Here is a 12,602-nt window from a genome sequence, read left to right on the forward strand (position 1 = left end):
GCGCACCGTGGCACCGGACGGGCCCCTCCCAAGAGACCGGTGCCGTCCCGGCCGTCCTTCCCGCCCGCACTCCCCGACAGTGCGGACGGGCCGCGCTTCCCCACAGCGCGTACGGACGCCCGGGACGGTTTCCGCCCCCCCCCAGCAAGGAGTCCCCCATGCGCAAGCCCCTGGTCACACTCGCTTCCGCGCTCTGCCTGGCCGGCTCTCTCCTGGCCACCGGGTGTGCCGCCGACGTGGCCGGCGCCGCGTCCTCGCCGGCACAACCACCGCAGGACCGGTCCTCCCGACCGGCCGTCCCCGACGGCCGGCCCGGCGCCTCCACGACCGGTTCCGGCACCCCGTCCACCGCTCCCGGGTCACCCGGGGGTTCCGCACCCAACCTGCCCGCCTCCTCCTCGACGACGGCGGGCACCGGGCCGCAAGGCGCAGCCCACCACGCCCCCAGGGCCCTGCTCCACGCCGGATACGACCAGGGCGCGCCCGACTCCGGCATCCCGGGCCTGACCGCGACCAACGCCACCGCCCCGGACGCCGCAGGCCCGGTCCGTCCAGGCTTCCGGAGCCGCTACGGCATCATGCACAAGGTCGTCCTGGGCGACGACGGATACGTGTCCGACGGGGCACCCCGCAGCGAAAGCGCCACCGACAAGGTGGCGGCGGCCCGCTTCCGGGTGGGCGACGTACGCCGCTACGAGTTCAGCGTCCTGCTCAAGGACTGGCAGGCGTACCGGGAGGGCGACCCCGCCTCCGTCGACATCCTCTTCCAGGGCAAGCCCACCAACTCCAACCCACCCTCCTTCTTCCTGGCCGCCAAGCGCAACGCGATCGTTTTCCGCGACCCCGGTCTCGACCTGCAGAGCCCCGTGGTGGCCGACTACCGCCCCTACGTCGGCCGCTGGATGCGCTTCCGCGTCGACGTCCGCTGGGCGGACGACAACACCGGCTCCTACCGGATCTCCACCCTCCTCCCCGGTCAGTCCGCCTTCCGGTTGAAGCAGGCGTACCCGCGCACGAAGACCTGGCACCCGGACAACCCCGCCCAGTACGGGTACGTCAAGTGGGGCCTGTACCGGCCCGATTCGTCCCTCGAAAACGGCAGTGTGCGGACGCGGGTCGTCCACCACGACGACATCCGCATCAGCGACCCGCGCGGATCGAGCTGATCGCGCCCACGACGTGCACGGCAGACTTCCGTGGTTCGGGCAGGAGAATCACCAAAGCGTGCATGTTGAACCGTAAATCGACGCACACTTGACGGTGTCGGCTCAGCCCAGACCCCGCTGACGCAGTCAATGACGTCCGACTTCACCAGGGGTGCCTGCCATGCCCGAACGCCTGCGCGTTGCCGCGTACCTCCTGACGGAAGCGGCCCGGGTGGCCGACCCGCACCTTCTGCCCCGCCGCCTGGCGACCGCGCTGTGCGAGGGGATGCACGCCGAGGGTGCCGCGGTCACCCTGATGCCGCACACCACCGAGGCCCAACTCCTGTGCGCCTCCGACGACGTGGCCTTGCGCCTCGAAGAGGTTCAGTTCGAGGTGGGGCACGGCCCCGGCACGGCCTGCGCTGCCAGTGGGAAGCCCGTGGTGATCGGCGACTGCCGACGGGTCCACCCGCTGTGGCCGGTCTTCAGCGTGGTCGTGGGGGAACACCTGCCGCAGGTGCAGGCCCTGTGGTCCTTCCCGGTCCTGCGGGGCAGCGACGTGCTGGGCGCCATCACCCTGCACCGGACGTGCCCGTGGCCCGCGCACCACAAGGTCATCCAGCAGGGGGTGTTCGCCGCCTGGGCGGTGGCCCGGCTCCTGGAGGACCTGGAGACCGTGTTGCTGGAGGAGGAGGACGAAACCGTCTGGGAGCCGCGGGACGTCGTCGACTCGCACTGGCTGCACGCGCACCGCGCCGCGGGGATGCTCGCGGAACACCTCGGTACGACGGCGGCCCACGCCCTGCTCCTGATGCGGGCCCGCTCCTTCGGCACCGGCACGCCCCTCCCGCTGATCGCGGCCGACATCGCGCGCAACCCGTTGAGCTGGACCGACAGCTGAGGGCACCGTCACCCTGGGCACCGAACCGCTCCCGGTCCTCGCCCTCCCCGGGCCCTCGCCCACCTCAGTGACGACGCGGCTCCGAGGCCGTCACCGCGGTGACGGCCTGCCTCAGCACGGCCGTGATGTCGGTGTCCTCGCTGTTGGCCAGGATCACCACGGTCGCGTCGAGCTCGGGGAACCAGCCGAGGAACGACCGGTAGCCGGGGTTGTCCCCCGGGTGGAAGCACACCGGGTGACCCGCGAGGGTGCCGAGGAAGCAGCCGTACCCGTAACTGTCGGCGACAGTCAGGTCGTCGACGCTCGGGGCAGCCGTGACCGGCGTGTGCGCGGCAAGCATCGCCTTCCGCGAGGAAGCGGCGACCACACCACCGGCGTGGAACGCCGAGGTGTACCGGGCCAGGTCACCCACGGTCGACCAGATGTCCCCGGCTCCCGGCAGGGCCACGTACTCCGCCACGTCGGCCCGGCGGCCGCCCCGGTAGCCGTGCGCCACCGCCCCCGGCACCGGGACGCCGACTGCCGTGGTGTCCAGGCCCACTGGTCGCAGGATCCGCTCGGTGACGAAGTCCCCGTACCGACGGCCACTGATCTGCTCGATGATCCGCGCGACCAGCAGATAGCCCGGCGAGCTGTAGTGCCACGTCGTACCTGGCGCGCTGCGCAGCGGCACCTTCGCGAACCGCTCCAGGAACTTGTCGGCGTCCCGCAGCATGCCGAGGTCGAACCCGGGCAGCTCCGGCCAGTGCCCCAACCCCGAGGTGTGGCAAAGCAGATGATGGAGCGTCACCTGCGACCACCGGGGCGGACAGTCGGGCAGCCACTCCGTGATCGGACGTGCCACGTCGAGGGCCCCTTCCTCGACCAGGAGCATCGCCGCCGCCGCGGTGAACTGCTTGCTCACCGAAGCGATCTGGAACCGCGTCTGCGACGTGCACACGGCCCCGGTCCCGGCGTCCGCAACGCCTGCCGAGACCCGCATGACGACGTCCGGCCCACGCGTCACCAGTACGGACCCGCTGACCAGTACCGACCCGCTCAAGCTGTTGACCTCGTCCATCCGGCAACCGTAGCCATCGCGCTCGCGTGATCGGTGCTCCTCGGCCGTTCATGCCGGGAAACGATCGCCCGCCCGCCGGGAATCGAACTTCGCGCCCCACCGATCGTGCGGGGCAAGCCCCACCGTCACTCTCGCCCCAGTGCGTCGGCGGCGAGCTCTGCGGCCAGTTCCATGCAGCGCAGCCGGGCCGGGGAGAAGTCGTAGGGCATCTTGCCGATGGCTTCGAACGCGCTCATGGACCCCGGTTCCCGGTCGGCGCTTCCGCCGGCCCCGGTCCCGCTTTCCTCCGCGGTAGCGGGGTGCAGGGCGTCCCAGGAGTCGAAGAGCGCGTCGTCACCCTCCGCCAGGCCCGACTCCTCGATGACAGCTTGCAGCGCCTCTTCGAAGGCGTGCCGTTCGGCGGCCACCCGGGCGACGCGGGGGTCGTCGACAGCCACCGTGTCATCGAGGGCCTCCTCGGCAGCGTCCACCCGGTCGGACTCCGCCTGCAGGTCCGGGTGGGTGGCCAGGGCGATGAACCGGCCGGCCTGGACGGCCGCACCGAGCGGACCGAAGATCCGCTCGGTGACCAGCAGGCTGTCCAGGTCCGCCTGCCGGAGGGAGCCCTCGGGCAGGTCCTTGAGGCGGCCGGTGACGAAGTCGGAGAGCAGACCCACCCGGCTGCCCTCGGCACGCATGCGCTGGACGGCAACCCGTTGCCGCCGCAGTTCCGCCTCCTGGGCGACGAGGCTCTCCTCCAGCCGGGCCAGGACGCCCTCGATGTCACCGTCGCCATCGGCGGAGGTATCGGGGGCAGCGGGGCCACCGGGGCCACCAGAGTCCTCGCGGGAGGCCTTGTCGGCGAGGGCGTCGCGAATGTCGTCCAGGGCGATCCCGGCATCGGCCATCCTGCGGATCCACAGCAGCCGGATCATGTCGTCGTAGCCGTAGCGGCGGCGGTCGTCGCTGCCCCGCTCGGGCTCGGGAAGCAGACCGATCTCGTGGTAGTGACGGATCGCCCGCGGCGTGATGCCGACGAAGGCCGCCGCGTCGCCGATCTTGACCTGGCGCGGCGGGACGAACGACGAGTACATGGGCGGGGGCCTTCCTCCGTGGGACGGTACGTGCGTACACCGCACCACATGCCGTTGGGGAAGGTGCAACCCGAGCTGCTCCGCCCGGCGGCCGGGCCAGGAGGATTCCGCTCCTGGAAACGTTCCCTGCCCGTACGGCCGCAGAGAGGACACCCGTCGGGCCCAGCGCACGAGCGCGTTACTTGCCCGCGACACGCACTTCTTTGCGGAGGGCCGCAGCCGTCTTGGCGGCCTCGTCCATGGAGTACTCGGCGCCGGGCCTGCTGGGCGTCACCACCCCAAGGGTGCTGTAGTCGGCCCAGACGCACACCACACCCCGGGTGTGCCCGGGTATGGGCGGCTTCTGCGACTCGGCCTTCTGGCACTTCATCACAGCGCCGTTCAGTCCGTCCGGCGACATCTCCTGGGCATCGCCGATGAACGTGGTGGCCGGTCGCTTCTTCAGCTCCGCGAAGACGGCGTCGACGGTCTTCCCGGGGTCCTTGATCTCGCCGTGGACGCCCAGGAACACCAGCCCGTCCGACGTCGGCGCGCCGTGCAGTTCCTCCGAGGTCGAGTACACGTTGACGACCGATGCGGAGTCCGCCGAGACGCCGGTCCCGGCCAGGTCCTTCGCCTTGGACTGGTTGAGGGGCCGTGGCTCGTCGTCCCGCTTCGTCACGCTCTTGTACGTGCCGCCCAGTACCACGGCCGGGGCCGTCAGCCGGTGCGGTCCGTCATCCGCGAGCTTCGCACCCCCTCCCCCGCCTCCTCCTCCGCCCGCTGTGAGGTACCAGGCCCCGCCGCCCATGACGACGAGTGCCACCACAGCTCCCACGACGAGCGCGGCCTTCTTGCCGCCGCCCGCACCCGGCGGACGCGGCGGCACCTGGCCGGGGGGACCCCACCCGTCGTGGTGCCCGGACTGATGCGGCTGGCCGGGGCCGCCCGGCCAGCCCTGCGGCGGAGGGCCGTAGCCCTGCTGAGGCGCGCCCGGCGGGGCCTGCGGCGGCTGGCCGTAGGGGCCCTGTTGGCCCGGTTGCTGCGGCTGCCCCGGACCGTACGGACCGGGCTGCTGCGGCAGGCCGCTGTACGGGCCGGGCTGGTTGTAGCTCATCGGGGCTTTCCCTTCAGATGCTTGTACGGTCCGAACACGTCCATGGACAAAGGGAGTTCCTCAGAGGCGCCGGCCCTGGTGCACGGAGCACCGGCCAGGGGCCGGACCCAACAACAGGCCCGACCCCGCCCCCCCCCGTGCCGCGCCCCGTCTCAGGACGCCACCCGTTCTCCCGTCGGCTCGGCCACCACTACCTGAACGTAGGACGGGGCGTACTTGCGTGCCTTGGCGAGCATCTTGTCCAGGTCGAACTTGTGCCGCTGGACGGCCACGTGCAGGGGCGCCGGCATCGCAGGATGCGTCGGCCGGACCCCCGTACCGGCCGGCACCGTCGCGCCCTGGCGGAGCCGTACACCGATCAGTGCGTGCTCGCTTCCCTCGGGCGTCGCCACGACGAACTGGGTGACGTCGTTCCAGGGCAGCAGCACGTCGGCGACCCGGACGCCTGCCGCGTCGAACTGGAACAGGATGCGGCGCGAGTCGAACCAGGACGAGATGAACGGGATCGCCGCGACGATCACCACACCGCCCTTCATGTCGAGTGCCCACCCGAGCAGGACGGCGAGGGCCACCACGCCCAGGATCGAGCCCCAGAGACCAGCCAGGTCCTGGGGCGAGAACGGGCGCGTCACCTTGAACCGTTCCCACCGGCCGCGGCGTGCGGGCTGGTTGCCCGACCTCGGATTCGGCAGCGACATGCGTATCCCCTTGATGTGACTGTGCGGAACAACTGCGTACTCACCAGGGACCTTAGAGACGGCACGGGCGGCACCGCTTGGACAAATTTGACCTCGCGCGGCCGGGTCCGCCGTCGCTGCCCGGGGCCGGCCGCTCGCACCGCACCGCACCGCACCGCTCAGAGTTCGTGGGCGCCCTCCACCCGGCGTGCGGTCGCCATTCCCGACGGCGTGACGTCGGCCAGGGCGCGGAACTCGCGGTTGAGGTGGGCCTGGTCGTAGAAGCCACAGGTGGCCGCCAGTTCGCTGAGATCCGTCCACTGGCGGGACAGCAGCTCCACCGACCGGTGGAAGCGCAGCACCCTGGCGGACGTCTTCGGCGTCAAACCGACCTGGTGAGTGAAGCGGCGGACCAAATGGCCGTGGCTCCAGCCGACTTCGGCGGCGATCCGGGCGACGGGGATCGTCCCCCCGGACCGCATGAGCAGCCGCCAGGCGTGCACGACCTCCGGCGAGGGTTCGGGGCCCCGGTCCAGCCTGGCCAGCAACGCGGCGTCCAGCAGGTCGAAGCGCCGGGACCAGTCACCCGTCGCCGACATCCGCTCCACCAACTCGCCCGCCCCGGGGCCGAGGACGTCCCCCAGCTCGACCACCGTGTTGGTCAACTCCCGCATGGGTACGCCGAAGAGCCGGTACGCGCCGAGCGGAGTCAGTTCGAGTCGTATCGCCTCCTGTCCTCCCGGGTGGTCGCACATCCTGGGCCCGTCCTCCAGCCCCGCGACCAGCGACCCGACCACGCGCACGGCGGGACCCGTCTCCCGCAGCCGGAACACCTGGGCGAACGGCTCCCCGAGATTGATCACCACGACGGCCCGCCCCCTGGGGACGAGCCGCACCCGGTACGCGGTCGCCGCCGCCACCCGGTAACCGTCGTAACTGTGCACGTACGGCCGCAGCTCAAGCGGCCAGGGCCGGGTCACCCGCACCCGGTCGCTGAACCGAGTCGTCACAGCCCCTGGACCGGACCTCCCGCCGACCCCAACTGCCGCCACACCGTGCCCCTTTCCACCACAGGACCACTCCTCACGGCAGCCGTCCCGTTACTCCTGAGGCGGGCATGATGACACGCCTGCCTGAACGAGTCCTGGCACGCGCAGCGTGACGTTCGGCGCCGTCAGCCCAGGAAATGCATCAGTCGCTCGTTCAGCTGCTCCGGCACGGTGAGGGGCAGGGAGTGATGGGTGGCTCCGGGGAGCAGGGCCACCTCGCCCCGCGGGAGCGTTCGGCGTGCGCTGTCGGCGACCTTGGCCGCGTGGTGGGCGCGGCTGTGCTCCGCCAGCAGGACCAGTACCGGCACCGTAAGGTCGGCGGTCCGGGGGCGGCGGCCTGCGATGAGCTTGCGGCCGGGGAGCGTGCCGGCCAGCGCGTAGAGGCGCTGCCAGGTCTCGTCCGGGCGCAGGTCCGCGGTCTCCCAGGACAGGAAGGCGCGGGCACGGGCCTCGCTCGGGCGGATCAGGGTGGGCAGTGCGCGCAGCAGGTAGCCGGGGCGGAATCCGGCGAAGACCTGGGTCGGCTCGACGAGGGCGAGGCGATCGACCCGCCGCGGTGCGTGGAGCGCGTACGTGGCGGCCAGCCAGGCTCCGTACGAGTGACCGCACAGGTGCGCGCGGGCAAGGCCGAGTCCGTCCAGCAGCGCGTCCAGCCAGGCCGTCAGATCGGCGGCGCTCCTCAGCGGTGTGCCACGGCGTTCGGTGCGGCCGGCGTCGCCCAGCAGATCGACCGCGTACACCCGGTACCGCCGGCCGAGAGCCGGTGCGTTGGCGAACCAGACCAGACCGGTCGCGGAGCCGCCGGGCAGCAGCACGAGCGGGCTGCCGTCCGCTCGGCCGTACACGTGAACCCGGGTGGGCCCGAAGGGGGTGAGGACGTCACGCTCCTCGGTCGACTCGGGCCAGCGGGAGAGGAGTTCGTCGTACGCGAGATCAAAGGCGGACGGAAGCAAGGGAGTTCCTCTCGCTCAGCGATAGTCTCGTTCAGCGAGATATTAGTCGGAGGTCCGAGGAGTGCGTATGGACGACCGGAGTGCGGTGATGGAGCTGGTCCACCTGCTGCGAGCGGTGACCGTGGAGTTCGACCTGCTGGGCGCCGAGTTCGCCGCGCGCCACGGGCTGCACCCCACCGATGTGCGCGCGCTGATCCAACTGCTGGATGCGGCACGGGCCGGCACTCGTGCCACGCCCGGGTGGCTCGGCGGGCAACTGCGCCTGAACTCGGCCGGGACCACTGCCCTGGTGGACCGGCTGGAGCGGCTCGGACTGGTCCGGCGCAGCAGGGACTCGGCCGATCGGCGCCGTGTGCTGCTGGAGGTGGAGGACCGGGCCACGGAACTCGGGTGGGCCTTCTTCGGGCCGGTGATCGGCGAGGTGGTGACGGCGGCGGAGGGTTTCGAGGCGGACGAGCTGGAGACCGTGCGCCGATTTCTGACTTCGGTGGTGGAGTCCGCCGGTCGGCGCGTTCAGGCCGAGTAGGGCGTCGTCGGGACGACAGGGGCCCCGGACGCGCGGCGCGTCCGGGGCCCCGGTCGGCGGGCTTCGCCGTTCAGTCGGTTTCGATGCCGCGTGCGGCAAAGACCTCCGCGGCGTCCGGCACCGCCAGGACACCGTCCTCCACGAAGGTGACCTCTCGCAGGTTGGGCAGCAGGGCGAGGTCGTCGAGCGAGCGGACGTCGAACAGGTCGTCCTCGCCGTCCCAGGCAGGCGCACAGTGCCGGAAGACGTCCGCCCCGGCGTCGAAGCACAGCTCCTCGACGCGGGCGAGCAGTTCGGCCGGGATCTCCAGGGCCTCGAAGTGGGCCCGGGACTCCGGCAGCACCTCCTCGTGGAGGCCGTTGGCCAGGACGTAGGACGTGGGGTCGCCGATCCCCCGCGCGGACAGGTGCGCGGACAGGTCGTAGACCGGGAGGAGCGGCTCGGGGCCGTACATGAGCTCCTCGATGACGAGGAGCTTGAGGTTGAAGTCGCGGAACTGGCTCATGGGACATGAGTACCACGCGGGTACGACACGGGCCCGTGCCCGCCGGGAGGGCGGGCGCAGGACCCGTGCCGTCATGGACCCAGGACCAGGTGCGGCGAGGCGGTCCGGTCCCGGACCGCCTGGGCACGGTCAGGCGGCTCGGGCGACGTCCAGCCTCTCGGGCGCCGGCACGAAGCCGGCAGCCGTGTAGGTGGCGACGGCGGCAGCGTTCGAACTCGGGGTGCAGACGAACGCGCTCGACGCACCCATCTCCCGGAGCACCGCCGCGGCGGCGACGCTGATGGCCGTGCCGTATCCGTGGCCGCGATGGTCGGCGTGCACGCCCACGGGTTCCAGCAGGCCGGGCTTTCCGGGACCGGCGGACCAGACCGTCGCCGCGGCCACCGCGTTGTCCTGGCCGTCGTAGCCGATCAGGCAGCGGGCGTCGGCGTAGACGGGCCCGGCCGCGAGGACGTGCCAGATCTCCTCGGTGAACTTCTCGCTGCCGAACGCCGAGCGGTGCACCGCTGTCCGCACCCCCGCCGTCTCCGGACCGGCCACCTCGATCCGCAGGCCGGAGTCCTTCACCGGCTCGGAGAGGTCGCGGTGCAGCGGCGTCCACGCCTCGTCCGGATTCCAGCCCGCTTCCAGGAGCACGTCGCGCAGGAGGGCACCGTCGGGGATCTCCAGGCCGACCTGGCCGGACGGCAGGACGCCGCGCTCCGGGTCGTCGAGGTCGGCATGCAGGCGGCGCGCCAGGGCCTCGTCCTGTCGCAGGTCCGGGGCGGTCGTCAGGCGCAGTACATCGGGGCCGTCCAGGTATCCGACGGCCACGATCCGTCCGTCCGCGCTCCAGGTGCGGACGGCCGCGGCCACCTTCTCCACGCCCAGCGCCCAGGCCCAGCCGAGGTCCCCCGGATGGAGCTGCAACGGCGTTCGGTCGTCCTGCCATGCGCGAAGTGCGTCCACAGCCCCGGTCAGCCCGTCGACACAGGGCTCGTTCAGAACGATCGTCATGTCCCGCATCTCACACCATCACGGCTACGGGTCGCATCCGGTTTTTCTCGGCCGGTCCCGGCGACGGGCCGGCCCAGGACCGAAATCAACCGGTTGGGCGTGCGCTGAACCACCGCACGGGGGACGGCCGTTGAGCACGGCTGCAAGGCCGGTGATCCGCTGCGGCGGACGAGCGACGACACACCGGCCGCCGGTCAGCCGACCGGTGGCCGGAGGGCGACTCGGGCGGCGAGGAACCTCGGGGCCATCTCCCGATAGCTGTCGGTGATCAGTTCGGCGATCTCGGTCCAGTCGGTGTGGTCACCGAGTACGGCGGCGACCACGTTGTGGCCCCATCCGGCACGGAAGAAGGGAAACCCGCCGTCGGTCAGGCCGAGCAGGTCGTCGACGGGTACCCGGAACGTCATGACGACCAGTTCCTGCCCGGGGACCTCATACGGTGCGTAGAGCGGGTGCCGGTCCACGTCCGGGGTGTAGACGTGGGCGAATGTTCTCGAACGGATCCGCCAGCGCAGACCGATCCAGGCTGGTTCCTCGTACGACTCGGGAAGCTGCCGACAGATCGGCCGCAGTCGGTTCAGGATCTCGGGCGGCACGTCTCCAGGGCTGGACATGGCTCGACCCTAGCGGCGGACGGCGAAGTCCGCGCAAAGAACGGCCGGGCGGCCCGCCCGTGGCAGCAGGTCACGGACCCGGTTCCGACACCGCACTGCACGGCTTGGCGGACCGGGGGCGTCGGCCTCGGTCCATCGCATCCGGCGGGACCCGGCCATGGCGAGTGGCAACAGCGCAGCACCGTGCCCGGTTTGCGGGACGGCCCGGGAAGGCGCCCCGCCACCACAGAGCCATGCGCTACGGCACCTTCCTGTCCAGCGCCCGCTCCCGGCCCCGCTCCTCCGCCTGCTTGCGCTGTACGCCACGCAGCCAGCCCATCCACAGCGACAGCCCCGTCACGAACACGCCCGCCAACGCGGCGCCCCACCAGGGCATGTCGGTCTCCCACAGCAACACCACCATGGCGACCACCCAGATCCCCACGGCCATCGCGACGTTCTTCGTTCCCGGCTTCGTCATGCCACACCGGTTACCCCCGGCCATCGCACGCACGCACTCAGGGAGTGCACACCCGGGTTCAGCTCACCTGTGGCTCTCGTGTGGCTCTCGGTCCTCGGCCGTGGCGATCCTGTCGAGCAGTGCGGCCAGTTCGGCGGGTGCGGACAGGAACGGGCAGTGGTGGGTGCCGAGCCGTTCGACATGTGTCGTACGGGTGGACATCCGCTCCTGCAGTGCGGGCGGAAGCACCTGGTCGTTCTCGCACAGCACATAGGTGGAGGGCACCGTCCGCCAGGCCGCGTGGGTCACCGGTTGCTGGTACGCGCGCAGGCTCTGCTCGACGAGTTCCCCGACGGCACGCTCGGCTTCGGCGTCGGGCAGGTCGCCGTAGAGCGAGGCGCGCGGGTCGTCGGAGAGGACGGGAGTGGTGTCACGGAGGTCTTCGTCCTCCGGAGCACGGGGTGCCTCGCCGTAGAAGCTGTTGAGGCACTCTCCTTCCGCCGGTACGTAGGCCGCGAGGTAGACGATGCGGACGGCGCTCGTCCGGTCGGAAACGGCCTGGGTGGCCGGGATTCCGGCGTAGGAGTGGGCCAGGACGACGACGGGGCCGTCCATCCGGCGCAGCTGTGCGGCGATCTCGTCGGCGTCGTCCCGCATGCCCGCGACCGGTGTGCGCTGCGGGCCGACGCTCGGCAGGTCGACCGTCCGCGACTGCCATCCGCGAGCGGCGAGGGCGTCCTGCAGAGAGGCCCAGCAGGTGGGGCGGTGCCAGGAGCCGTGCACGAGGAGGAAGGAGGGACGAGTCACGGTCGTGGCCATGCGGTTTTCCTGACGTGACGAGGCGGAAGGTGATCTGCGCTGCTACGGCAGCCTACTGCGCGTCACTTGCCGAACCGGCATACAGGGGAGGCGAGTTGGACTCGTTCCTTACAGGGGCGCGTGCCTTGTTCGCTTCGGAGAGCCCTGTGGGGGCGGTCGTGAGGCGGGCCGCCAGCGGGGCCGGGGCCCGCCGTTGCTCACGGGTACCGGTAGCGGACGGACTTCACGTCCCAGTCGGTCGTCTCGTCGGTGTTGCTCACTTCCCACGCGAGGTCCGCGGGGGCGCGCCTGACGGTCGTGTTGAAGGTGATGGTGTTGTGATAGCAGAGGGGGGTGATCCAGCCGAGGCACGTCTTGAACTCGGCGCGCTGACGCAGCCGGTACTGGTTGGGCGTGGCTTCGAGTGCGACCGGGGTTCCCTCGGTCTCGATGTCCGCGCCGTAGAGGATGTTCCCCCAGGTGGTCGACTCCGCGCGCAGCCTGGTGGTCGTGCCGTTCACCAGGGCACCGCCGGCGTCCGTGCAGCGCATGACGGTCAGTTCGATGTTCGCCGCGTTGGTCCCCGCTATCGCGTTGGTGACCTCGAAGTCGATGAAGACGTCGGGCCTGCAGGTCGGTTCGGCCGGGCTGGCTTGTGCGGTGCCGGTCAGCAGACTGCCGGCGCACAGCGTGAGGGCGGCGAGCAGGGTGACTGCTCCTCTGCGACGCCTGGGTGAGGTGACTGTGCCGAACATGCGGATTCCCCCCTG

Annotated in this window: 15 protein-coding genes; 3 read left to right on the plus strand and 12 right to left on the minus strand. The window is 71.3% G+C overall.

Annotated elements, in window-relative coordinates:
* The first annotated feature begins 158 nt into the window (after positions 1–158).
* Together ACFYVL_RS08315 and ACFYVL_RS08320 are read left to right on the plus strand one after the other, a co-directional pair.
* Entirely contained in the window at positions 159–1,166 is a 1,008-nt protein-coding gene (locus ACFYVL_RS08315) for a heparin lyase I family protein (RefSeq protein ID WP_389242053.1), read from the plus strand.
* A 160-nt stretch (positions 1,167–1,326) separates the two neighbouring features.
* On the plus strand, positions 1,327–2,046 hold the full coding sequence (locus ACFYVL_RS08320; RefSeq protein ID WP_389242054.1) for a GAF domain-containing protein: 720 nt from the start codon (positions 1,327–1,329) through the stop codon (positions 2,044–2,046).
* A 64-nt stretch (positions 2,047–2,110) separates the two neighbouring features.
* On the opposite strand, the gene ACFYVL_RS08325 is transcribed toward ACFYVL_RS08320, so the two are convergent.
* The 6 genes from ACFYVL_RS08325 to ACFYVL_RS08350 form a co-directional block, all read right to left on the minus strand.
* Positions 2,111–3,106, minus strand: coding sequence for a serine hydrolase domain-containing protein (locus ACFYVL_RS08325; protein WP_389242055.1), 996 nt, complete (start codon positions 3,104–3,106; stop codon positions 2,111–2,113).
* A 125-nt stretch (positions 3,107–3,231) separates the two neighbouring features.
* Positions 3,232–4,179 carry a MerR family transcriptional regulator gene (locus tag ACFYVL_RS08330; RefSeq protein ID WP_389242056.1) on the minus strand — a complete coding sequence of 316 codons (948 nt, stop codon included), beginning with the start codon at positions 4,177–4,179 and terminating at the stop codon, positions 3,232–3,234.
* Between the two features lie 178 nt (positions 4,180–4,357).
* Entirely contained in the window at positions 4,358–5,275 is a 918-nt protein-coding gene (locus ACFYVL_RS08335; protein ID WP_389242057.1) for a hypothetical protein, read from the minus strand.
* A gap of 152 nt (positions 5,276–5,427) precedes the next feature.
* A complete protein-coding gene (locus ACFYVL_RS08340) occupies positions 5,428–5,973 on the minus strand; it encodes a hypothetical protein (RefSeq protein WP_389242058.1) in 546 nt (181 codons plus the stop codon).
* A 158-nt stretch (positions 5,974–6,131) separates the two neighbouring features.
* Entirely contained in the window at positions 6,132–6,962 is an 831-nt protein-coding gene (locus tag ACFYVL_RS08345; protein WP_389242059.1) for a helix-turn-helix domain-containing protein, read from the minus strand.
* A 164-nt stretch (positions 6,963–7,126) separates the two neighbouring features.
* Positions 7,127–7,954 carry an alpha/beta fold hydrolase gene (locus ACFYVL_RS08350; RefSeq protein WP_389242060.1) on the minus strand — a complete coding sequence of 276 codons (828 nt, stop codon included), beginning with the start codon at positions 7,952–7,954 and terminating at the stop codon, positions 7,127–7,129.
* Positions 7,955–8,021: 67 nt separating this feature from the next.
* Between ACFYVL_RS08350 and ACFYVL_RS08355 the strand changes: the two genes are divergently transcribed.
* Entirely contained in the window at positions 8,022–8,480 is a 459-nt protein-coding gene (locus ACFYVL_RS08355; RefSeq protein ID WP_389242061.1) for a MarR family transcriptional regulator, read from the plus strand.
* A 70-nt stretch (positions 8,481–8,550) separates the two neighbouring features.
* Here ACFYVL_RS08355 and ACFYVL_RS08360 read toward each other — a convergent pair whose 3' ends face one another.
* From ACFYVL_RS08360 to ACFYVL_RS08385, 6 genes are all read right to left on the minus strand, one after another.
* A complete protein-coding gene (locus ACFYVL_RS08360; RefSeq protein WP_389242062.1) occupies positions 8,551–8,985 on the minus strand; it encodes a DUF6892 domain-containing protein in 435 nt (144 codons plus the stop codon).
* A 129-nt stretch (positions 8,986–9,114) separates the two neighbouring features.
* Positions 9,115–9,981, minus strand: coding sequence for a GNAT family N-acetyltransferase (locus ACFYVL_RS08365; protein ID WP_389242063.1), 867 nt, complete (start codon positions 9,979–9,981; stop codon positions 9,115–9,117).
* 194 nt (positions 9,982–10,175) lie between these two features.
* Positions 10,176–10,595: an MmcQ/YjbR family DNA-binding protein gene (locus ACFYVL_RS08370; RefSeq protein ID WP_389242065.1), complete on the minus strand. Its 420-nt coding sequence runs from the start codon at positions 10,593–10,595 to the stop codon at positions 10,176–10,178.
* A gap of 238 nt (positions 10,596–10,833) precedes the next feature.
* Positions 10,834–11,055 (minus strand): hypothetical protein, encoded by a 222-nt coding sequence (locus ACFYVL_RS08375; RefSeq protein ID WP_389242067.1) that lies wholly within the window; start codon positions 11,053–11,055, stop codon positions 10,834–10,836.
* 63 nt (positions 11,056–11,118) lie between these two features.
* Entirely contained in the window at positions 11,119–11,853 is a 735-nt protein-coding gene (locus ACFYVL_RS08380) for an alpha/beta hydrolase (RefSeq protein ID WP_389242069.1), read from the minus strand.
* A 197-nt stretch (positions 11,854–12,050) separates the two neighbouring features.
* Complete coding sequence (locus tag ACFYVL_RS08385; RefSeq protein WP_389242071.1) at positions 12,051–12,587, minus strand: hypothetical protein; 537 nt, start codon at positions 12,585–12,587, stop codon at positions 12,051–12,053.
* Positions 12,588–12,602: the final 15 nt, after the last annotated feature.

The sequence above is a fragment of the Streptomyces sp. NPDC004111 genome (assembly GCF_042874215.1).
GTDB lineage: Bacteria > Actinomycetota > Actinomycetes > Streptomycetales > Streptomycetaceae > Streptomyces.

Excerpts from the sequence above, each read along its gene's own strand:
- ACFYVL_RS08380 (WP_389242069.1), bottom strand. The coding sequence starts at position 11,853 with ATGGCCACGACCGTGACTCGTCCCTCCTTCCTCCTCGTGCACGGCTCC.
- ACFYVL_RS08340 (WP_389242058.1), bottom strand. The coding sequence starts at position 5,973 with ATGTCGCTGCCGAATCCGAGGTCGGGCAACCAGCCCGCACGCCGCGGC.
- ACFYVL_RS08355 (WP_389242061.1), top strand. The coding sequence starts at position 8,022 with ATGGACGACCGGAGTGCGGTGATGGAGCTGGTCCACCTGCTGCGAGCG.
- ACFYVL_RS08375 (WP_389242067.1), bottom strand. The coding sequence starts at position 11,055 with ATGACGAAGCCGGGAACGAAGAACGTCGCGATGGCCGTGGGGATCTGG.
- ACFYVL_RS08315 (WP_389242053.1), top strand. The coding sequence starts at position 159 with ATGCGCAAGCCCCTGGTCACACTCGCTTCCGCGCTCTGCCTGGCCGGC.
- ACFYVL_RS08365 (WP_389242063.1), bottom strand. The coding sequence starts at position 9,981 with ATGACGATCGTTCTGAACGAGCCCTGTGTCGACGGGCTGACCGGGGCT.
- ACFYVL_RS08335 (WP_389242057.1), bottom strand. The coding sequence starts at position 5,275 with ATGAGCTACAACCAGCCCGGCCCGTACAGCGGCCTGCCGCAGCAGCCC.
- ACFYVL_RS08370 (WP_389242065.1), bottom strand. The coding sequence starts at position 10,595 with ATGTCCAGCCCTGGAGACGTGCCGCCCGAGATCCTGAACCGACTGCGG.
- ACFYVL_RS08385 (WP_389242071.1), bottom strand. The coding sequence starts at position 12,587 with ATGTTCGGCACAGTCACCTCACCCAGGCGTCGCAGAGGAGCAGTCACC.
- ACFYVL_RS08330 (WP_389242056.1), bottom strand. The coding sequence starts at position 4,179 with ATGTACTCGTCGTTCGTCCCGCCGCGCCAGGTCAAGATCGGCGACGCG.
- ACFYVL_RS08360 (WP_389242062.1), bottom strand. The coding sequence starts at position 8,985 with ATGAGCCAGTTCCGCGACTTCAACCTCAAGCTCCTCGTCATCGAGGAG.
- ACFYVL_RS08320 (WP_389242054.1), top strand. The coding sequence starts at position 1,327 with ATGCCCGAACGCCTGCGCGTTGCCGCGTACCTCCTGACGGAAGCGGCC.
- ACFYVL_RS08325 (WP_389242055.1), bottom strand. The coding sequence starts at position 3,106 with ATGGACGAGGTCAACAGCTTGAGCGGGTCGGTACTGGTCAGCGGGTCC.